Genomic DNA, 21879 nt, shown 5'->3' with positions numbered 1-21879 from the left:
TGCTTTCTTTGAAAAAACTAGTGTTGAAAAGGAGGGAGAAATGTGAGATTGGGGAAGAAAAAGTTGACAATACCTTACTTGTTGCCAGCAACAAGCTTATATCTCATTTTTTTTATAGGTCCTGCAATATATGGAATCTGGATTAGCTTTAATGAGTGGAGTGGGTTTACCGATGAAATGAAATTTGTGGGGTTAAAAAATTATGGAAAATTAATAGGGGACCCCATATATTGGCAGTCATTTTTAAATATGATTCTTATTTTATTTGTTGGGGGCCTTTTTGTTTTTTTCATTGGATTTATTTTTACCGCACTGATGAGCCAAGGGGTGAAAGCAAAAAAGGCAATCCGTGCTATCATATTTTTCCCGCAAATCATTGCACCTATTGCGTTGGCGGTGGTTTGGAATTATTTATACCGCTTCGATATTGGTTTTTTTAATTCCATTTTAACCTCTATCGGACTCAACCCAGTTAACTGGACCGGTCCCAGCAACATTATGATGTCAGCAGTAATCGCCATTATTTGGTATAGTACTGGTTTTTATGCCATTATTCTTTTAGCCGGGGTAGATAAAATTCCGAATACGATTTTTGAAGCCGCTCGGGTTGAGGGGGCATCCACGTTTAAGATTTTCACAAAAATTACACTGCCACTAATTTGGGACGTTATGTCCATTGCGGTAATCCTCTGGGGAATTAATGCCATACGATTATTTGATTTCTTGTTTGCATTTGGTGGAGCGGAGCCGCCGACAAGGATGTGGAATACAGCCATGTATCAATTTATTCTTGGATTCGGTCAGCGTACACCTATTTATCAATTAGGCTATTCAAGTGCCATTGCAGTGACTATGATTTTTGTTGTTTTATTGTTTGTTGTTACTGGAAGAAAGTTATTTAAACGTGAAGTTTACGAACTATAAAGTAATTGCGGCTAAACGGAAAGGGGCAAAACAAAGTGAATTCAAACGGACATAGTGTATGGTCAGCACTTGGAAAAACATTTATATATGTATGGACGTTATTTATTTTATTTATTTTAGGTTGGATTGTATTAGCCTCCCTTAAAACAAATCGTGAATTATTTGAAGGGTTTTGGAGCCTCCCTGATTCATTTCAGTGGAGCAATTATTATACTGCCTGGGTACAGTCTGATCTTGCCTCCTATTTTTTTAATAGTTTACTAGTGGTTACAATTAGTGTACTTGGTATCGTTTTGGTGAGTGCGCCAGCCGCTTACGTTCTATCAAGGTATAACTTTATTGGCAGGGAGTTTCTAACGAATGCCTTTGTTATTGGGATTGGTATTCCATATCAAGCTGTATTGATTCCGATTTATTTACTGTTAATAAAAATTGGATTAATTAATTCATTTATTGGCCTGATCATTGTTTATATTGCGTTGTCCCTACCGTTTACAATCTTCATTCTGACTGGTTTTTTTCAAAGTTTACCTTCAGATGTAGAGGAAGCAGCAATCATAGATGGGGCAAGTGAAAACGCTGTTTTTTGGAAGGTTATGCTTCCGATGGCTCGTCCTGGATTGGTTACCGTAATGATTTTAAATGCCGTTGGATTATGGAATGAGTTTTTACTTGCAAAAGCATATATGAATGTAAATGAAAAATACACATTGTCCGTCGGTTTATACCAATTTTATCAATCGATGCAATATAATTCTGATTGGGTAAGTTTGTTCGCGGGAGTCGTTATTATCATATTTCCGATCCTTATTTTCTATTTATGGTTATCAGATAAAATTATCGAAGGAATGACCGCTGGAAGTGGAAAATAAAATTTGTTCTCTATTCTTACACACCTGGTTTGTAGATCTTCTTTCCCTGAAAATTAAATGTATTCCTTATGTTGGGTTGACCCTACAAGTTGGTGTGGTATAATAGAATTACTTACAATAATCAGATTCTTAATCTCATAGTCTAGTTTCTATGAGTTTTTCTTCCGTTTGACTTGTACCGTCAACCCGATGTTGCGAAGCGTGTGGAATGTATTTTTTGAATAAAACCCGTCTTCCCGGTTACATCAATTTTTTCAACTGATGAGTAGGTACTCTCTAATAAATCAAAATTGACAGTAGAGGTGCAAGAACATGAAAAGGGCAATTGGCATTGATATCGGTGGGACAAAGATTGCAGCGGGAATCGTTTCGGAATCAGGAGAACTGCTTCACCGTACGGAAGTAAAAAGTAATCCTTCCGACCGCGAAAAGATGTTTGCACAAGTAGTAACAGCGGTGGAACAAGTTCTTGAAGAAACACCGTTTTCTGAGATTGAAGGTATTGGCGTCGGGGTACCTGGCAAAGTCGATCGCGAGAACGGCATCGCTGTTTTTCAAAACAATTTGCCGTGGCAGCAGTTTCCGATTGCCGCCCGTTTACATGAGCAATTTGGCTCTAAACCTATCGTTATTGACAACGATGTGTATATGGCGGCTTTTGCCGAATGGAAAGCGGCACTGGGAAAAATCAATGAGACCTTTATCTACGTGACGATCAGTACAGGAATCTCATGTTCTATCATTCATAATGGTTCCTTTTTTAGAGGAGCAGGATTCGCCGGGGAGATGGGGCTGATCCCGGTTCTATCGAAGGGAGCCAACGAACGATTAGAAATCCTCGCTGCCGGACCTGGGATTGAGAAAAGAGCGAAAAAGGAATTACAGAAAGATACGATTTCCACCAAGGATGTCTTTAGTGGATATTTAAACGGGTCACAGGAACCTCAGTCAATCATCGATGAGGTGACCGAGCATTTAGCACAAGGTCTCTACTCCATTTCTTGTTTATTAGACCCGCATAAAATGGTTTTCGGGGGCAGTGTTATCGTGAATAATCCCTTTCTGCTTGAGTTAATCAAAGAAAAACTAAAAATCTATCAACTTCCTGAACAGCAGCATCTTTTAGACCAGATGAACATCAGTACATTGAAGCAGAATAATGGTGTTGTTGGTGCAGGATTGCGAGTATTCGAAAGGATATAAATTTCCAAAGAGGAGTGTCGGTTATGTTTACATTAAGTCAAGAAAAATTAGTGCCATTAGGTGCATCGATTACAACGGCGGAAATAAAACAGCAGCCCGATTTATGGGCTGAAACATATGCCTTGTTTACAGAGAACAGCAGGGAGATTGAAGCATTTTTACAGAAAATATCAACTAAACACGGTCGTATTCGGGTCATTTTTACAGGCGCCGGAACGTCTGCTTATGTCGGTGAGACCGTCACACCCTATCTAAAAGAAAAAGTGGATGAAAAACAGTGGGAATTGCTCAGTATTCCGACAACCACTTTGGTATCCAATCCTTATCAATTCCTAAAAGCGAATATTCCAACCTTACTCGTTTCGTTTGCTCGAAGCGGGAACAGCCCGGAAAGTGTCGCTGCTGTCCAATTAGCAGAACAAATCGTAACCGATTTGTACCAGGTAACAATTACTTGTGCTAAAGATGGTCACTTAGCCAAGCGGGCAGAAGGGGATGAAAATAACTTATTGCTCTTGATGCCTGAAAAATCGAATGATCAAGGATTTGCGATGACGGGAAGCTATACGTGTATGACGTTAACGGCTTTACTCGTTTTTGATTCTATATCGATTGAAGAAAAATCATCGATTGTAAAAACGATTCGGCAAATGGGTGAAAGTGTCATTCAAAGGGAAGACATAATCCAAGCGATTATCGATCATGATTTTGACCGAATTATTTACCTGGGCTCAGGCAGTTTAGAAGGCTTAGCGAGAGAAGCGCAATTAAAAATATTAGAGCTGACAGCTGGAAAAATTGTCACAGCCTTTGATTCACCACTAGGATTCCGACACGGTCCAAAATCATTTGTCAATGAAAAATCATTGGTATTTGTGTTTGTTTCAAACCATTCCTATACACGTCCATACGATTTAGATATGTTAAAAGAAATGCAGCAAGATAACATTGCCAGCTATATATGTGCCATCGAGGTTGATGGAGAAACCAATTATGATGGGAATACGTTTGGATTCGGCAGCGAGGCTCAATTCGTACCGGATGCTTACTTGGTATTACCTTTTGTCATGATTGGGCAAACGGTTTCACTGCTGGCTTCGGTAAAAGTCGGTAATACACCAGATACACCTTCACCGACAGGAACGGTGAACCGTGTCGTTAAAGGCGTAACAATCTATGAATATCAGTAGGGGAAAGTATCATGTCTAAGTATATCTTTGCAGATAAGTTTTTCTTTGAGGGGAAGGCTGAAGGGCCTGGATTTTTGGAAATAAAAGATGGAATATTCGGTAATTTTTCAGAAGAAAGGCCAGAGAAAGCGGCAGAAATCATTGATTACGCGGGGCATTGGATTGCTCCCGGTTTAGTAGATACCCATATTCATGGATTTCGAAATCACGACATTATGGACAATGATGTTGAAGGATTGAATCAGATTTCTGAAGGGCTTCTTTCCTGTGGAGTTACCTCTTTTTTGCCGACTACCTTAACCTCCTCGACCAAAGCGTTGAATCATGTCGTTGAAATGATTGGTGCTAATTCCACGAAAGTTCGTGGAGCCAAAATTAAAGGGATTTTTTTAGAAGGGCCGTTTTTTACCGAAAAGCATAAAGGGGCACAAAACACGCGATATTTTTGTGACCCATCCGTTGATCTATTGAAAGTTTGGCAGAAATTATCCAATAATTCTATTAAAAAAATTGCCATTGCACCTGAGCGAAGAGGTGCAGCGGAATTTATTGAATATGCGGTGGGGGAAGAGATTGCGGTTGCGTTAGCCCATAGTGATGCTACCTTTGAAGAAGCTAAACAAGCGGTTGAAAAAGGGGCTTCCATTTTTGTTCATACTTTCAATGGAATGAGCGGTCTGCACCATCGTGAGCCGGGGATGGCTGGTGCGGCCATGATATTAAAAGATGTGTTTGCCGAAGTCATTTGTGACGGCCACCATGTTCATCCAGCTGCTGCAAACATTTTAATGAATACTCGCGGCAGAGATTCAACCGTCATGGTGACCGATTGTATGATGGCTGGGGGAATGCCGGAAGGAAACTATCAGTTAGGAGAATTCCCTGTCGATGTTAGAGATGGGGCTGCCCGAATAGAAGGCGGTAGTTTAGCAGGCAGTATTTTACAATTAAAAGATGCCGTCAAAAATGTCGTCGAGTGGGGGATTGCTACACCTCAGGAAGCTATTTATATGGCGAGTACCGCACCTGCTAAGAGTGTTCAACTCGATCATGAATGCGGGAAAATTACGGAGGGTTACGCTGCAGACTTTATCGTGTTGAATCCTGCACTGGATTTAATCGCGACTTACATGGATGGTATCTGTCGTTATCAAGCCAAAACAACAACCAGAAAGAGTGAGTTCGATGATTTTAGCTGTGACAATGAATCCATCGGTTGATATTTCCTATCCGGTTGGCCGATTCAAGGTAGACGATGTCAACCGGGTAGAAACAGTACGTAAAACGGCTGGCGGGAAAGGTTTGAATGTTGCCCGAGTGATCTCTCAAATGGAAGAAGACGTTCTGACGACAGGTGTGCTGGGCGGAACAATTGGTGATTATATCATTCAGCAACTAAATAATAGCAATATTCCTAATGACTTTTTGAAAATCGAAAAAGAATCAAGAAATTGTATTGCCATTCTTCATGAAGGCATGCAAACAGAGATTTTAGAATCTGGACCGACGTTATCTAGGGAGGAAGGGACAGCCTTTTTAGAAAAATTTGAAAGTATGCTTAATGATGTTTCACTGGTGACGATTTCAGGCAGTTTACCGAAAGGCTTACCAGCTAATTTTTATCATCACATGTTAATAATCAGTAACAAAAAAGGAATTCCGGTGATTGTGGACTCGTCAGGAGAATCGTTAAAACAAGTCTTGCTGCAAGGGGGGGGAAAACCATTTGCCATCAAACCGAATACGGCGGAGCTTTCGCAGCTGTTGGGTATTGAAGTGGGAGAAGGAATCATTGATTTGAAACAAACTTTAAGCCAAGAAATATTTCACGGGATTGAATGGATTATCGTGTCCATGGGTGGCGACGGTGCCTTTGTCAGGCATGGTGAGGATTATTACCGGGTGACGATTCCAAAGATTATAGTGGTCAATCCGGTTGGGTCCGGTGACGCGACAGTTGCTGGGTTAGCTGTGGCACTGAATCGAAATCAAAGGGTTGAGACAGTTCTGAAAACGGCTATGACCACAGGAATGTTAAATACCATGGAAGCCGAAACCGGTTCTATTAATATGACCAAGTTCAATCAGTACCTTGACTTCGTTAAAGTTGAAAAGATAGATTGAGAGAGGAGATTGACGATGCTAGAACTAACCAAAAATAAATTGGAAGCTCTAAAACGTTTATCAGATGAAAATGGCGTGATTGGAGCGTTAGCCATTGACCAACGCGGCTCATTGAAAAAAATGATTGCGTCTGGTGGTGCAAGACATGTTGGAGATGAAGGCATTATCCGTTTTAAAGAATTGGTTTCTGAAGAATTAACACCTTTTGCAACAGCGATTCTTTTGGATCCGGAGTATGGACTGCCGGCAGCCAAGGTACGTAATAGGGACTCCGGATTATTAGTAGCGTATGAAAAAACAGGTTATGATGCGTCAGAAGTGGGACGATTGCCGGATTTATTACCTGAATGGTCAGTAAAAAGATTAAAGGAAGAAGGCGCTGATGCCATCAAATTCTTACTCTATTACGATGTCGATGAAGATGAAAAAATTAATAACTATAAACACGTCTATATGGAACGTGTAGGATCCGAGTGTGCGGCTGAAGACATTCCATTTTTCTTGGAAATTGTCTCTTATGATGCGGAAAATGATGACGTAAAAAGTAAAGCGTATGCAAAAGTAAAACCGCACAAAGTGATTGGAGCGATGAAGGAGTTCTCCAAGCAGCAATACCATGTCGATGTATTGAAAGTAGAAATTCCAGTAGATATGAACTTCGTGGAAGGTTATACCGAAGGAGAAGTCGTTTACAGTAAAGAAGAGGCGGCTTCCTATTTCAAAGAACAAAGTGAAGCAACTGAGCTGCCGTTTATCTTCTTGAGTGCGGGAGTAAGCGCAAAACTATTCCAAGAAACATTGAAGTTTGCCAAAGAATCAGGTTCAACCTTTAACGGCGTGTTATGTGGTCGGGCAACCTGGAAAGAAGGTGTCACACCTTTTGCTTCAACTGGAGAACAAGCGGGGCGTGACTGGTTACAAGAAAACGGTAAAAGGAATATTGAAGAACTTAATTTAGTATTGAAAGAGACAGCTAGTTCCTGGTTTGACAAAGCAAATTAATCGCAAGCGTAATGTCTGTTTATTGTTTTAGAGGTGAAAAAAGAGCGAACGGTGTCAGGCACTGTTCGTTTTTTTTATGCAATTCACTAAAAAAGCAATATTTCTAAAAATTTGGACAATATCTTTATTGTGTAAGCGTTTTAATAAAAGTAAGCTAGATTACAAGTAGAGGGTGTTATTGGATGTTAAAGCATCGTCTTCTACTAAAATAGTAAATTTAAAGGAGGAGAGGAATTGAGCAGGAACAATTACAAAAGATTTAGCCATACACTGCTTGCACTTGTATTATTTTTGCCAACGTTCTTGACAGGGTTTATTCCGCCGTTACGTGCGGTAGCAGAAGTGAAGAATCCATGGGTTACGATTTCTACTGGAGGAAATGAGGTAAATGAAATTGTCACTCAGAATGGGAAGGCCTATGCAAAGCTTGGGGCAGGGGCTGGAAATGACAATGGAGCCAAAGCAGCTATTTTTCAAGAAACAGATGCAGCAGCAAAAGAATCAGGAACGATGGAATATACCTTTATTCCTGAATTGAATGGTGCAGATACCAGATTTGGTTTCTATCCACATTATATTGATCCTAATAACTTTGTTTTTGTAGGCTATGACTCATTTGGATGGTTCTATGAATACAAATATAAAGGCAGTGGGACCTGGTTAAACACTAGACCAAGCGGACCACTTCCAGAAGCAGGAACCAATCATTCTATTAAAATTGATTATAGCGGAACCACTTTGAATGTTGCATTAGATGGAAAAGATTTATTTGGACCGGTTACTTTATCTAATGACGTAAATAACCTGCTTACAGGGAAGGAAGCGGTTAAACTTGGTGCTTTTGGTGGCAAAAACAGCCAAGTACTTTTTGAATTAGGAGATGCTCCTGGAGATGGAGGCACAGAGCCCGGTGATGGAGAACCTGTCAACATTACCGATAACCAACTGGAAGAAGGGGATTTTAAAATCATCTCAGGCGACGGAAGCGTTATCTATAATGAAGATGGTTCAGCTACCTTCAAGGTTACCTCTACCCAAAAGAATCGAATTGTCTACAATAAAATGCAAGGAATAAAGAATGGTATTTTTGAAGCTGATATTACTCCAGGAACCGACGCGATGAAGCGTTTTGGATTCATCTATCGTGTTCAGAATCCATCCTCCTATACATATGTAGGAACGGGAGATCAGAACAATCAGTATTTCGGAGAGATCTTTGGTCCTGCTAACAATTGGACGGCGATGACCTCAGACGTGCCATTAGAAGCAAATAAAACCTATCATTTACGAATGAAATTCATGGATGATGTAGCCACTTTATACATTAATGATATAAAGGTGAACAGCTGGACATTATCAGGCGGTGTCAATAAAGCAGGTTTACTTGGATTTGAAAAAAGCCGTGGTGCTGCCGACATTACGATTTCAAACATTAAAATTAAAGAATACGTTCCACCTAAAGCGCCGGATACTCCTCCGGTAGAGGATACATTAAGCTCAGATTTTATGAATGTCACAATTGATCAAGTATTCCCGCGTGTCATCGAATACCGGGTGGGCGACAAGGTCATGGACGGACAAAAATCTCCCGTTTACGGATTGAAAGTGAACGGCACACTTTACTATCCAGAGGTAAGCTTTGAAAAGCTCAGCAGAAGTGAAGCATTGTATACCTTAAAGGTAAGCGATGAATATGAAGACCTTGATGGTGTTATTAAAGTTTCATTAAAAGTTCAAAAAAATAAAGTGATCTACACCTTTGAAGAAATCCACAATGCTAAAGGTGCAAAAATCGAATCGGTTGAACTAGCTGATCTAAACTTTGTCTCCGTCAATTCAGCTCAAACCAATGCAAAAGCCAAATTAACAAATATTAGCGGTGATGTGACAAAAACGGGGGATGTTGATGTTACTGTCGATTCATCTTTGGGAGGCATTGGGACTTCAGAAAGATACTATACAGCCTTCCTGTCAACGAACACTTTGAGTGCAGGTGTATGGTCAAGTTCGGAAGTCAATGGCTACCGTAACTTAGTGGCTAATCGTTATCAGAATAAAGATGGCACGAAAGCCATCGGGATCAGTTCCAGCTTGCTTTATTATCAAAGAGAATTTATGCCGGAACCACAAACGACTAAGCCAACTGTGAAAATTGCCATTGCTGACGATTTGAATAAAGATGATGAAGTGGACTGGCAGGACGGTGCGATTGCTTACCGCGAAATCATGCAGGACATAAAAGGATCAGAAGATGTAAACAATCTTGTCGGCACACGCATTGCCATGAATTTTGGATCACAAGCACAACACCCATTCCTAAAAACATTGGATAATGTTAAAAAGGTAGCTCTCGCTACTGATGAACTGGGACAGGCTGTTTTATTAAAAGGATATGGAAATGAAGGTCATGACAGCGGGCACCCGGATTACGGTAATGTTGGTGAACGGATCGGTGGCGCTGACGATTTAAAAACACTTATTAGTGAAGGTCATAAGTACAATTCTGAATTTGGTGTCCATATTAATGCTCAAGAAACGTATCCTGAAGCTAAAGCTTTTAGTGAGGATTTTATTGATGGTCCGAATTCCAAAGGATGGGGCTGGCTAGACCAATCTTATACCATCAATAAATTAAAGGATTTGTACTCAGGAACACGTGCGATAAGACTGGACCAATTAAAAGCAGCTGCACCGGGTCTTGACTTTATCTATTTGGATGTATGGTATCAAGATCAGTGGGAATCTGACCGAGTTGCAGAACAATTTATGGATAGAGGTTGGAGAGTATCCACTGAGTTTGGTACATCTATAGCCAATTATTCTACATGGCAGCACTGGGCAACGGATAAGAACTACGGTGGGGCATCAAGCAAGGGAATCAACTCAGAAGTACTCCGCTTTATTAGCAATCACCAAAAAGATTCATGGGTGTTGAATTGGCCAGAAGCTGGCGGAACGGCGGATCACCCGTTGCTTGGCGGATTTGAATTAGCTGGCTTTGAGGGATGGCAATCGGATAAGAATTTTGACCAGTTTATCCGGATGACATTCGATACCAATCTGCCAACAAAATTTTTACAAAAGTATTATGTTACCGATTGGACAGACGTGGAAGGTGACAAGCAAAAGACCAACCTGGAAAAAGAAATTAAATTGGCGGACCCAAGTAATGGGGATGATGTAGTTGTAAAAAGAAAAGACAACTCCAGAGAGCGTGTTATTACACTTAATGGAAATGTTATTCTTGATGAACACACTTATTTACTTCCTTGGGTGAAACAAGATTTTAAAAATCCAACTCCTGATCCTGAAAAAATGTATCACTGGAATTTGGAAGGCGGTACTACAACTTGGACACTTACAGATGGATTTGTTGGTCCATCTAAAAAGGTTTATGTGTACAAATTGACCGATCAAGGCCGAACCGATGTGCAGAAAGTCGAAGTGGTCAATAATAAGGTAACCTTGACAGCTGAGGCAGCAACGCCATATGTTGTTATTCCGGACAAAAAGGAAAAAGGCTTACAGGTCGAAGATTGGAGCAACGGTGCTCATGTCTATGACACAGGATTCAATTCGGGAACCGTAAAAGATGAAGTGACAAAAGTGGCAGGAGATAAAGATGCTGTCAGTGTCATCCGAACGAATCAAACTGGAACTGCCCGTAATGTAAGCAGCAGCGACTATTATTTGAATATGGAAAGTCCATTAAAAAATACAACCGTTTCCCGCTCCATTACTGACCTGGTGCCTGGCAAGGATTATGTGGCAGAGGTATACGTAGAAAACAATAGTGATGTAAAGGCCGGAATCAAAGTAACGGGCGGAGTAAAAGATGTTAGCAATTACACGCTCCGCAGTTTGCAAAAGAACTATGTAAAAGCCGACTCACATGCTTCAAATGATGGATACAATAGCAAAATGCAACGAATGCAAGTAAGCTTTAAGGCTACCTCTAAAGAGGCTGAAATCATTCTCAGCCGTGAGGCCGGAGAAGGAACTACCAAATTTGATGATATTCGGATCGTTCAAAAATCCCTGAATAATGAAGTATCATCCAGTGTATTCGAACAAGATTTTGAATCGGTCGTACAAGGAATTTACCCATTTGTTATCGGGAATACGGAAGGTGTAGAAGACAATAGAATTCATTTGTCCGAATTACATGCACCGTATACACAAAAAGGATGGGCAGGAAAAAAATTAGTAGATGATGTCTTAGGCGGAAATTGGTCAGTTAAAGTAAATACTGGTAACAAAGGATTAGTGTATCGCACGATTCCGCAGCACTTCCACTTTGAGCCGGGAGTAACCTATAAAGTATCCTTTGACTATCAAACTACCGCCAATGTCTATCGCTTTATCTCAGGAAATCAAGAAATTGATGTTCGAGATATTACAGCTGCCAAGGGACTAAGTTTGAATAATACGCTTCCGGCATCTGCCACTACCAAAACGGCTGAGTTTACAGTCACTGGTTCCGACAATGGGCAAACCTATATTGGAATTTTCAGCGATGGAACTAGTGTGAATGAAGATACCGGGGCAGGAACATTTATATTAGATAACCTTCAGATTGAACAGGTGAAATAGGGTTGAAGAGGGAAGTGCTTCTGACGCTTCCCTCTATTTTATTATAGAAGAAACAGACTCAATTTCTTAATAAAGTCATTTGATAAATGTTTATTTTAATGAAATTGAGACTATCCTTAAATTAGGCACAAGTTTGCTTGCATACCGCCAGAAAATTTATTACAATAACCGTAATACTTTATATTGAAATGACTGTGATTAGGAGTAGTAATGATTCATATCCGCACTTTAGAGAGTTGACGGCTGGTGGAAGTCAACCGGGTACATCATGAACTCGCCTTTGAGTTGCAAGCGTGAAGGAATAGTAAGGCTTGCCGTTTTCCGCGTTAAGGATGAATGAAGCGAGTGTTGACAACACTAATGTGGGTGGTACCGCGGGAAGATACATACAATCCTCTCGTCCCTTTTTTGGGATGAGAGGTTTTTTATTTTTTTTTAGGAGGAAGAGCAGTATGAGTTTCGATCATAATCACATCGAACAGAAGTGGCAAAAGAAATGGGAAGAAGAAAAAACATTTAAAACAAGCGAAGAATATGACAAAAGAAAATTCTACGCTTTAGATATGTTTCCATATCCTTCAGGAGCAGGACTACACGTAGGACACCCTGAAGGCTATACAGCTACCGACATTCTTTCACGCTTAAAGCGGATGCAGGGATACAATGTGCTTCATCCAATGGGCTGGGACGCGTTCGGCTTACCGGCTGAACAGTACGCATTAGATACGGGGAACGACCCTGCAGAATTTACCGAGCAGAATATCAACACGTTCCGCCGACAAATTAAATCATTAGGATTCTCTTATGATTGGGATCGTGAAGTTAATACTACCGACCCTGAATACTACAAATGGACCCAATGGATTTTCTTAAAGTTATTCGAAAAAGGCTTAGCTTATATTGATGAAGTTGCGGTTAACTGGTGTCCGGCTCTTGGAACAGTTCTCGCAAACGAAGAAGTCATTGATGGAAAAAGTGAGCGTGGCGGACACCCAGTTGAACGCCGTCCGATGAAGCAATGGATGTTAAAAATCACTGCTTATGGTGACCGCTTACTTGAAGACCTAGAAGAACTTGATTGGCCAGAAAGTTTAAAGGAAATGCAGCGTAACTGGATCGGCCGTTCGGAAGGTGCAGAAGTAACATTCTCGATCGAAGGTCATGAAGAGACTTTTACGGTTTTCACAACACGTCCCGATACATTATTTGGTGCTACCTATGCCGTGCTGGCTCCGGAACATGCTTTTGTAGATAAAATTACAACAGCTGAACAACGTGCTGCGGTGGATGCTTATTTGGATAAGGTGAAAACGAAAAGTGATTTAGAGCGTACCGATCTTGCAAAAGAGAAAACAGGCGTATTTACAGGCGCATATGCGATCAATCCTGCAAATGGCGAAAAAATGCCAATCTGGATTGCAGATTATGTATTAGTAAGCTACGGCACTGGGGCAATTATGGCGGTTCCTGCTCACGACGAGCGTGACTATGAATTCGCAAAAGAATTTAACCTGCCAATTAAAGCCGTTGTCGCAGGTGGAGATGTTGAAAAAGAAGCCTATACAGGCGATGGAGAACACATTAACTCTGAATTCCTAAATGGCTTGGATAAAGCTGAAGGCATCCAAAAAATGATTGCTTGGTTAGAAGAAAAAGGAATTGGAACGAAGAAAGTCACCTTCCGTCTGCGTGACTGGCTATTCAGCCGCCAGCGTTATTGGGGCGAACCGATTCCAATTATCCATTGGGAAGATGGCACAATGACTGCTGTTCCTGAAGACCAGCTTCCATTGATGTTACCAAAAACGAAAGAAATCCGACCATCTGGAACAGGGGAATCACCACTAGCAATTATTTCTGATTTCGTAAATGTGGTTGACCCAGAAACAGGTAAAAAGGGTCGCCGAGAGACCAATACAATGCCGCAATGGGCAGGCAGCTGCTGGTATTACTTACGTTATATTGATCCGAAAAATGATCAGGCACTTGCTTCTCAGGAAAAATTAAATCATTGGCTTCCTGTTGATATCTACATTGGCGGTGCCGAACATGCCGTCTTACATTTACTTTATGCTCGTTTCTGGCATAAATTCTTGTATGATATCGGCGTGGTTCCAACCAAAGAACCATTCCAAAAGTTATTTAACCAAGGAATGATCCTAGGTGAAGGAAATGAAAAAATGAGTAAGTCAAAAGGGAATGTAGTAAACCCTGACGATATCGTTGGCAGCCATGGTGCTGATACCCTTCGCCTTTATGAAATGTTCATGGGACCGCTTGATGCATCCATTGCTTGGTCGACAAATGGGCTGGATGGTTCCCGCCGTTTCTTAGATCGGATCTGGCGTTTATTGGTTGAAGAAAACGGGGAATTAAATCCAAAGATCCAAGCAAATGAAGAAGCCTCTAATTTAGAAAAAGTGTATCATCAAACGGTGAAAAAAGTGACTGAGGATTATGAAGGCTTAAGATTTAATACGGCGATTTCACAAATGATGGTATTTATTAATGAAGCCTATAAAGCTACGGTTTTACCAAAAGAGTATATCGAAGGATTCGTTAAATTGCTTGCACCTATTTGCCCGCATATTGCTGAGGAGCTTTGGGAAAAGTTAGGTCACAGCGAAACAATAACTTACGAAGCATGGCCTGCCTATGATGAGGCAAAACTAGTGGATGATGAAGTTGAAATTGTCGTCCAAGTTAATGGTAAAGTAAAAGTAAAACTTATGGTACCAGCGGATTCAAGCAAAGAGTCACTTGAAGGAATCGCAATGGAAGATGCAAGTATAAAGGAACAAATTGAAGGAAAAACAATTCGCAAAGTCATTACTGTTCCTGGCAAGCTTGTAAATATCGTCGCAAATTAATTTACAGAACGGCCCCCTTTTCCGGGGCTGTTTTTCCTAAAGGGGATGGATTTGATGGAAGAAATTCAAACAATTACACCAGAAGAATTACAAAAGAAGATTGAGGCAGGGGAAAAGCTTGAGCTAGTCGATGTCAGGGAAGATCATGAGGTCGTTTTCGGTATGATCCCAGGGGCAAAACATATTCGCATGGGAGATATCCCTGATAACCTCGACTATTTTGACAAGGATAAAGAATATATCTTTATTTGCCGCTCCAGTGCACGAAGCGGGAATGTCTGTCATTATTTGCATGATCAAGGCTATAAGGTCCGTAATATGGTTGGCGGCATGCTCTCATGGACTGGAGAAACTGAATACACAGAATAACCGATTCCATATTGGAATCGGTTTTTTAGTTCGGCAAATCAAGTCAACTGGAAACAGCGCAGGTATACATCAAGTACCACCAGTAGTTGTATCAAAGCCGCCGTGTTGTCCCATTCCAGGACCGCCGCCATTTGAGAATTGCCCTTGTTGATTGCTATTTCCATAGAGTGGATCATTACTTGTCGAAGGCTGATCATTATTAAAATTGTTGGTTGAACCATCAGTTTGCGATGAGCCTCCACTCGTGGATTGATCAAAACCATGCCCGTGGCCATAGCCCCCTTGTGGTGAAAAGCCATCCTGCGATTGCTGAATGGAATTATTATTTGCCGTTTGCCCTTGATTAAGCGCTATTTGATTGTTATTAGGTATTCCAAAATATGAGACCAATCCGGCTACTAAAGCTAAACTTCCAAAACTAACGCCCCATGAGATTCGTTGTTTTTTATCCATGTATATACTCCTTTCAAAATAAAACCGTCTTTCTAAAAGGAAGTTTACAAGCTCAAACTTAAAATAAACTTAACTTTTTATAAAGATTGAATTTTTAAAATTCAGAAAAGTGGTAAGAATAGTAGTAAAAAAGAGAGGGAGAGAACATTGATACAGGTGAAGTTGTTTGATCGGGAGCATGAGAAGGATTTGGAAAAGGAAATGAATCGTTTTTTAAAAGGGCTGGACGAAACAAGTCTGCTTGATATTAAATATAATGTGGCCGCAATGGCAGAGGAAGAAGAAGAGGAGCAGATTTATTGTTTTTCAGCGATGATTATTTACAAGGCCTGACAATTTGTCAGACCTTTTTATTTTTCGCATATAAGGCCGCATTGGTTCCAGCTAATCTTCCAGTTACAAGTGCAGAGGTAATATTATAACCCCCGGTGTACCCATGGATATCTATGATTTCACCGCAAAAATATAAGCCATTCATTAGTTTCGAGCTCATCGTTTGCGGCTCAATTTCTTTAACTGACACACCACCGCCCGTGACAAATGCTTTTTCAAGAGGCAGGGTGCCATTAACTTTAATCAGGAATTGCTTACAACTCTTAGAAAAACCACGTATTTTTTCATTAGAAATCATACCGCCTTGTTCAGATGGGTCAATCCCGTTATGCTCTAAAAGAAACAGGAGGTATCGTTCAGGAACGAGCCCTTTGAGCGTATTTTTAATGCTTTTCTTAGGCTCACTTTTTACAAGTGATAGAATTTCTTGAAAAACTTCTTCTTCTTTCTTATCAGGTAAGACATCAAGGCTCATAGTTACTTCTGTTAACTTCCACTTTTTTAATGCTTTAACCACGAACTGGCTGCAGCGAAGGACAGCAGGACCGCTTAGTCCAAAATGGGTAAAAATCATATCCATTCGGTGCGAGATGAGGGGCTTACCTTTTGGGTTCAAGACACTTAAGTCGATATCTCTTAACGACAACCCTTGAAGGACTTTGTTTTTTATAAATGGTTCATTTGAGGTCACTGGAACCTCGGTTGGAAAAAGTTCTGTAATGGTATGGCCCGCTTTTTCAGCCCAAGCATAGCCATCACCTGTAGAACCTGTATGAGGGACAGACTTTCCCCCGACAGCAATCACGACGGATTGAGCAGATATAGTTTGCCCGTCTTTAAGCACCACGGCCGAAACACGCTCATCCTCATAGATGAGGTCACGGACAGGGCTATTTTTAAAGACTCGTACATGAAGTTTTTCTAATTGATTTAGTAATGCGTCCACAACGGACTGTGCTTTATTAGAGATTGGAAACATCCGGCCGTGATCTTCTTCCTTTAAGGCAATTCCTAATTTCTCAAAGAATTTAATAATATCTTCATTACTAAAGATAGAAAAGGCACTATATAAAAATTTCCCGTTTCCCGGCAAGTGCTTGATAATTTCCTCAATCGGCAGGCGATTGGTCACGTTACAGCGTCCGCCTCCGGATATAGCTAGTTTTCTGCCAAGTTTGTCACCTTTATCTATTAAAAGGACTTTTGCGCCTTTTTCACCAGCGGCAATGGCTGCCATTAACCCTGATGGGCCGCCGCCGATGACAATTACATCATATTCCATATATACACCAACTTTTTATTAATCCATCACTCCATTATAAACATTTATCATTAAAATAAAACGAATGTGCCCATATTTTCATAAATTTCACTTGGTTGTTAGTAGCGTCCGGGGGCAAGAAGTTGTAAACTACTATAGTGTGCAAAAAAAGTAGTTTTCATATTTGTGAAAAGGCGCACGTATTTCTTCGGGTAGGAAGGGATTTTATGCAGTCTAAGCTATTAAGAGGAACGTTTATATTAACGCTAGGAACGATACTTTCAAAGGTTATCGGCTTAATTTATGTTATACCATTCTTTCAAATTGTCGGTCGGGAAGGGACTACGCTATATCAGTTTTCCTATGTGCCGTATACGATTTTTATTAGCATTGCAACAGCTGGTGTTCCGCTTGCCGTTTCGAAATTTATTTCAAAATATAATGCTCTTGAGGAATACGCAGTTGGCAGGAAGCTGTTTAAATCGGGTTTGGTCATTATGTTGTTAACTGGGGTAATGGCTTTTTTAGTGATGTATCTTGCGGCACCTACATTGGCGGAAATGAGTGTTGGTGATAAAAGGGCAAATTTAGATAATGTCACAACGGTCATGCGAGCTGTAAGTTTTGCGTTAATTGTTGTTCCATTTATGAGCCTCATTAGAGGATTCTTTCAAGGGCACCAATCGATGGGCCCATCTGCACTTTCGCAAGTTGTGGAGCAAATTGTCAGGATTGCGTTTACCCTTCTAGGGGCCTTCGCCGTCTTGCATATTTTTAATGGCACAATGGTAACAGCCGTAAGTGTGGCGACATTTGCTGCCTTTATTGGCGCTATTGGCGGTTTATTCGTTTTATTTTGGTATTGGTATAAACGAAAACCGTATTTAGACGAACTCCTTTCACATGATAAAGGCACAATTGATATCTCTCTTAAGGATATCTATAAGGAAATTCTTATTTATGCATTTCCGTTCGTGTTAGTGGGAATAGCTAACCCTTTATTTCAGGCGATTGATCAATTCACCTTTAGTCAGGCAATGGCAGAAATCGGGAAAGCGAAATTTGCAGAATCCTTTTTCTCTATTTTGAACTTTGAATCCCATAAAATTGTCATTATTCCAGTTTCGCTGGCAACAGGATTTTCGTTAACTCTTGTACCAAGTATAACGAGAGCCTTCGTTGAGGGGGAAGGAGCAAGCCTAAACCAACAGTTAAATCAGACATTTCAGGTCCTGTTATTTTTAACGTTACCTGCAGCCATCGGTCTTTCGTTATTGGCGGAACCTGTATATACAGCGTTCTATCAACATGATGTAATTGGTACGGAAGTATTAAGGGCATACGCACCTGTAGCCATTCTTTTTTCCTTATATTCTGTTACTGCTGCCATATTACAAGGAATCAACGAACAACGATTTACGGTGTTAAGCTTACTTGTAGGATTATTAATTAAACTCTCTCTAAATATCCCGCTAATAAAAATGATGGAAACAAGAGGGGCAGTATTGGCAACAACACTAGGATATGTTGCTGCCATTCTCATTAATTTAATTGTAATTAAGGCATATGCCCGTTATCCATTCCGACTTGTTTGGAGAAGAAGCTTGTTAATTTTCATCTTTGCTGGATTTATGTGGGTGGGCACAGAATTAATGTACAAACTATTATTGCTATTCCTTTCTCCGGCATCAAAAATTCAATCTGTTATTATGATTGTTATTTGTGCGGCAGTGGGAGCTGGAATTTATTTTTATCTTGGCTTAAAATCAGGACTTGCCAGTCGTTTATTTGGAGATAAACTTGATCGGATCATGAACAAATTAAAATTACCTGGGAGGAAGAGAAGCGTTGAGAATTGACAAAATGCTTGCAAACCTCGGCTATGGAAGCAGAAAAGAAGTTAAGCAGCTGTTAAAAAGCAGTGCAGTTAAAGTGGATGATGTAGTTGTAAAAGATGCAAAACAGCATGTGAATCCATCCACCCAAACCGTGACACTTAATGGAGAAATTATCGAATACAAAGAATTTATATATTTGATGATGAATAAGCCCCAAGGAGTGCTATCAGCCACAGAAGATAGTTCTACCGAAACCGTCATCGATTTATTAGAACTCGAGGACCAAGTCTATGAACCGTTTCCCGTTGGTAGATTGGATAAGGATACAGAAGGGTTGCTGCTAATCACTAATGATGGTCAATTAGCCCACCGCTTGCTTTCACCGAAAAAGCATGTTCCGAAGACGTATTTTGCAGTCATTGATAGTGAAGTGACTGAGGACGATATTGAGGCGTTTGCTAATGGTGTTACCTTGGATGATGGTTATGAAACTAAGCCAGGTGAATTGAAAATTTTAAAATCTGGCATCCGGTCCGACATAGAATTAACGATCACAGAAGGGAAATTTCATCAGGTGAAAAGAATGTTTGAAGCCGTTGGGAAAAGAGTAGTCTATCTCCAACGGATTTCGATGGGCCCGTTGCCACTGGATGAGACACTCGAATTAGGTGAATATCGTGAACTAACGGATGAAGAAGTGGAGTTATTGAGAAATTATCAAGTGAAATAGCCCTATATATGAAAAGGCAGCCTCAAATGAAGCTGCTTTTTCTCTTTTTATAGTACCAGGTACGGCTTTTTTTTTGAGTATTTATTTTTATCGGCGAATTTCAAGGTTCAATCAGCGAATTTTTGCATTCAATCGGCGAATTTCAAGGTTCAATCAGCGAATTTTCTAATTCAATCAGCGAATCTCCAATTCAATTATTGATAGGCCTTCACATGTAACAAAGTCTCTAAATCGACAATTTGAACATTCCTCTTTTGCAATTCTTCGATTAGGAGCGGTAGTGCTTTTTTGGTCTCACTTTTATCAGAATCGGAATGCATTAAGATAATATCACCGTTTCGTAAGTTATCAACGACATTTCGAATGATATTTTTTGAATCCCTTTGGGACCAATCAAGCGTATCGATGGACCACAGGACAATAGAATATCCCTCTTGCTTAGAAACATCAGCAACCTTCTCGTCCGTATCCCCATAGGGAGTACGAAGAATAGCTGGCTCTTTCCCAATCACTGACTTAATAGCTTTACCTGCTTGATCAATTTCGAGTCGGATGGCTTCAGTTCCTAATTTCGTTAATTCCACATGATTAAAGCTGTGACTTAAGACTAAGTTTCCATTTTTAAAGGCATCCTTTACAACATCAGGATACTTATTAACTTTACTGCCGATAAAAAAGAAATTTCCTTTTACATGATAGTTGGCCAATATCTCAATAATTGCAGGAGTGATTACTTCGTCTGGCCCATCATCAAAGGTAAGAGCGATCCTTTTTTCATTAGGACCATTAATATAAACATCATCCTGGCTTTTAGCAAAAAGAACGATATCATTCCGCCATTTTTGCATCGACGCCCAAGCCGAATCTGATAACTGATTTGATTTACCTTTTATATCAAGAATGTATTCATTATTTGCTGGTGTGAAAGTAGTTCTTTTCGGGTTGAAAACAGAAATATGATCAATGACATTGCAGCTTTTTGGTACGATTAGCTTAAGCTCGATTCCTTGCGTCAATACATAAACATAAATATTTTCATTAGTATTGTCCCGTATTTCCTTGGGTTTCCCGTATGACTTGACGATCATCTTGTCTGTAATTTTTTTGAAATCAGTTGCATATGAACGGACGTCGAAAATTTCGCCGCCTTTGTTATATCCTAAAACAATTTGTTTATTGTTATAGGTTTCATAGTTGCCCTCACCGGCTTGATCCACTTTGTCGGGTACCCCCCATTCAGAGTTAACCTGATCAATTGTGCTTTCCAGCGCATTAAAGGGACTACCTTTTACCATTCCTTTCTCTGCCCAAGCCTTTATTTCATCCAGCTGCTTTAAATAGGTTTGGTTTATTTCCTTAGATTGTATGCCATTTTGCTTTGGCTGAGCATCTTTACTTGGCTGCGGCTTTTCGGAACTACACGCAGTTAATATCATGGACATAGAAAAAATGAACATCATCATGATCGTGAATTTCTTCATCATGTTCCTCCCCCCATGTGTTAATAATAGCAAAGTCATTCCTGAATGGAAAAAATCAATTTTACCTCACGAAAAAAGGACAAGACATAAGCCTTGTCCTTAATATTAAGCTTGTAAAAAAGATTGTAACATCCAGTTATGTTTCTTAAGTTTTCCAATTAAGCCTAAAAACATATCGCTAGTGACTTCGTCATTATTTTGCTCAGCGACTTCCATCCCAACTTTTAACTCATCAATGATTAAAGAAAAGTCATGGACGATTGCTTGTACCATTTCCTCGGCTGTTAGTGTTTCGTTCGTTTCTTCAATTGTTGTAAGTTGAAGATACTCTTTAAGGGTAGAAACAGGACGGCCTTCAATTGTTAATAATTGTTCTGCAAACTCATCGATTGTAGCGGCTGCTTCTTCATATAATTCTTCAAATTTTCCGTGTAAGGTAAAGAAGTGAGGACCTTTCACATACCAGTGAAAACGATGTAATTTAGTATATAGTACATTCCAGTTTGCAATTTGTTGGTTGATCATTTGTTCGACTGTCATTTAGCATTCCTCCTAATTTCTTATCTGAATTAATTATAACACATATTAATTAAAAGTAAATATTAAATTATAATAATTATAAATAAGATTAAAAAC

Annotated in this window: 17 protein-coding genes and 1 other annotated feature; of the genes, 13 read left to right on the top strand and 4 right to left on the bottom strand. The window is 40.0% G+C overall.

The window, feature by feature from the left end:
• Nucleotides 1-42: 42 nt before the first annotated feature.
• From V7659_RS17610 to V7659_RS17565, 10 genes are all read left to right on the top strand, one after another.
• Nucleotides 43-924 carry a carbohydrate ABC transporter permease gene (locus V7659_RS17610; protein WP_335541103.1) on the top strand — a complete coding sequence of 294 codons (882 nt, stop codon included), beginning with the start codon at nt 43-45 and terminating at the stop codon, nt 922-924.
• A gap of 35 nt (nt 925-959) precedes the next feature.
• Nucleotides 960-1796: a carbohydrate ABC transporter permease gene (locus tag V7659_RS17605; protein ID WP_335541102.1), complete on the top strand. Its 837-nt coding sequence runs from the start codon at nt 960-962 to the stop codon at nt 1794-1796.
• A 312-nt stretch (nt 1797-2108) separates the two neighbouring features.
• Nucleotides 2109-2999: an ROK family protein gene (locus tag V7659_RS17600; protein WP_335541101.1), complete on the top strand. Its 891-nt coding sequence runs from the start codon at nt 2109-2111 to the stop codon at nt 2997-2999.
• A 23-nt stretch (nt 3000-3022) separates the two neighbouring features.
• Entirely contained in the window at nt 3023-4189 is a 1167-nt protein-coding gene (locus tag V7659_RS17595) for an SIS domain-containing protein (protein ID WP_335541100.1), read from the top strand.
• Between the two features lie 11 nt (nt 4190-4200).
• Nucleotides 4201-5409, top strand: a complete 1209-nt coding sequence (gene nagA / locus V7659_RS17590) for an N-acetylglucosamine-6-phosphate deacetylase (RefSeq protein ID WP_335541099.1) — start codon at nt 4201-4203, stop codon at nt 5407-5409.
• A complete protein-coding gene (gene lacC / locus V7659_RS17585) occupies nt 5375-6313 on the top strand; it encodes a tagatose-6-phosphate kinase (RefSeq protein WP_335541098.1) in 939 nt (312 codons plus the stop codon). Before nagA ends, lacC begins: the two co-directional genes overlap by 35 nt.
• A 15-nt stretch (nt 6314-6328) precedes the next feature.
• The gene (gene lacD, locus V7659_RS17580; protein WP_335541097.1) at nt 6329-7315 is read left to right on the top strand and encodes a tagatose-bisphosphate aldolase; all 987 of its coding nucleotides are present in this window, start codon (nt 6329-6331) and stop codon (nt 7313-7315) included.
• 234 nt (nt 7316-7549) lie between these two features.
• Nucleotides 7550-11908 (top strand): endo-alpha-N-acetylgalactosaminidase family protein, encoded by a 4359-nt coding sequence (locus tag V7659_RS17575; protein WP_335541096.1) that lies wholly within the window; start codon nt 7550-7552, stop codon nt 11906-11908.
• Between the two features lie 185 nt (nt 11909-12093).
• Nucleotides 12094-12316, top strand: a binding site (T-box leader).
• A 44-nt stretch (nt 12317-12360) separates the two neighbouring features.
• Nucleotides 12361-14778: a leucine--tRNA ligase gene (gene leuS / locus V7659_RS17570; RefSeq protein ID WP_335541095.1), complete on the top strand. Its 2418-nt coding sequence runs from the start codon at nt 12361-12363 to the stop codon at nt 14776-14778.
• A gap of 54 nt (nt 14779-14832) precedes the next feature.
• Nucleotides 14833-15147, top strand: coding sequence for a rhodanese-like domain-containing protein (locus V7659_RS17565; RefSeq protein WP_335541094.1), 315 nt, complete (start codon nt 14833-14835; stop codon nt 15145-15147).
• Nucleotides 15148-15216: 69 nt separating this feature from the next.
• Here V7659_RS17565 and V7659_RS17560 read toward each other — a convergent pair whose 3' ends face one another.
• The gene (locus V7659_RS17560) at nt 15217-15600 is read right to left on the bottom strand and encodes a hypothetical protein (RefSeq protein WP_335541093.1); all 384 of its coding nucleotides are present in this window, start codon (nt 15598-15600) and stop codon (nt 15217-15219) included.
• Nucleotides 15601-15747: 147 nt separating this feature from the next.
• Between V7659_RS17560 and V7659_RS17555 the strand changes: the two genes are divergently transcribed.
• On the top strand, nt 15748-15933 hold the full coding sequence (locus tag V7659_RS17555; protein WP_026563254.1) for a sporulation protein Cse60: 186 nt from the start codon (nt 15748-15750) through the stop codon (nt 15931-15933).
• Nucleotides 15934-15940: 7 nt separating this feature from the next.
• Here V7659_RS17555 and V7659_RS17550 read toward each other — a convergent pair whose 3' ends face one another.
• Nucleotides 15941-17215: an NAD(P)/FAD-dependent oxidoreductase gene (locus V7659_RS17550; protein ID WP_335541092.1), complete on the bottom strand. Its 1275-nt coding sequence runs from the start codon at nt 17213-17215 to the stop codon at nt 15941-15943.
• Nucleotides 17216-17421: 206 nt separating this feature from the next.
• Here V7659_RS17550 and V7659_RS17545 point away from each other — a divergent pair, with 206 nt between their 5' ends.
• Together V7659_RS17545 and V7659_RS17540 are read left to right on the top strand one after the other, a co-directional pair.
• Nucleotides 17422-19053 carry a putative polysaccharide biosynthesis protein gene (locus tag V7659_RS17545; protein WP_335541091.1) on the top strand — a complete coding sequence of 544 codons (1632 nt, stop codon included), beginning with the start codon at nt 17422-17424 and terminating at the stop codon, nt 19051-19053.
• The gene (locus V7659_RS17540) at nt 19043-19762 is read left to right on the top strand and encodes a 16S rRNA pseudouridine(516) synthase (RefSeq protein WP_335541090.1); all 720 of its coding nucleotides are present in this window, start codon (nt 19043-19045) and stop codon (nt 19760-19762) included. The genes V7659_RS17545 and V7659_RS17540 overlap by 11 nt, the downstream gene beginning before the upstream one ends.
• 194 nt (nt 19763-19956) lie before the next feature.
• On the opposite strand, the gene V7659_RS17535 is transcribed toward V7659_RS17540, so the two are convergent.
• Nucleotides 19957-21246 carry a DUF4309 domain-containing protein gene (locus tag V7659_RS17535; protein WP_335541089.1) on the bottom strand — a complete coding sequence of 430 codons (1290 nt, stop codon included), beginning with the start codon at nt 21244-21246 and terminating at the stop codon, nt 19957-19959.
• A 102-nt stretch (nt 21247-21348) separates the two neighbouring features.
• Nucleotides 21349-21783: a Dps family protein gene (locus V7659_RS17530; protein ID WP_335541088.1), complete on the bottom strand. Its 435-nt coding sequence runs from the start codon at nt 21781-21783 to the stop codon at nt 21349-21351.
• Nucleotides 21784-21879 lie beyond the last annotated feature (96 nt).

Source organism: Neobacillus drentensis (assembly GCF_036966985.1).
GTDB classification, from domain to species: domain Bacteria; phylum Bacillota; class Bacilli; order Bacillales; family Cytobacillaceae; genus Neobacillus; species Neobacillus drentensis_E.
Note: the sequence above shows the minus strand (reverse complement) of the source record. Positions and strands in the feature narration are given on the sequence as shown.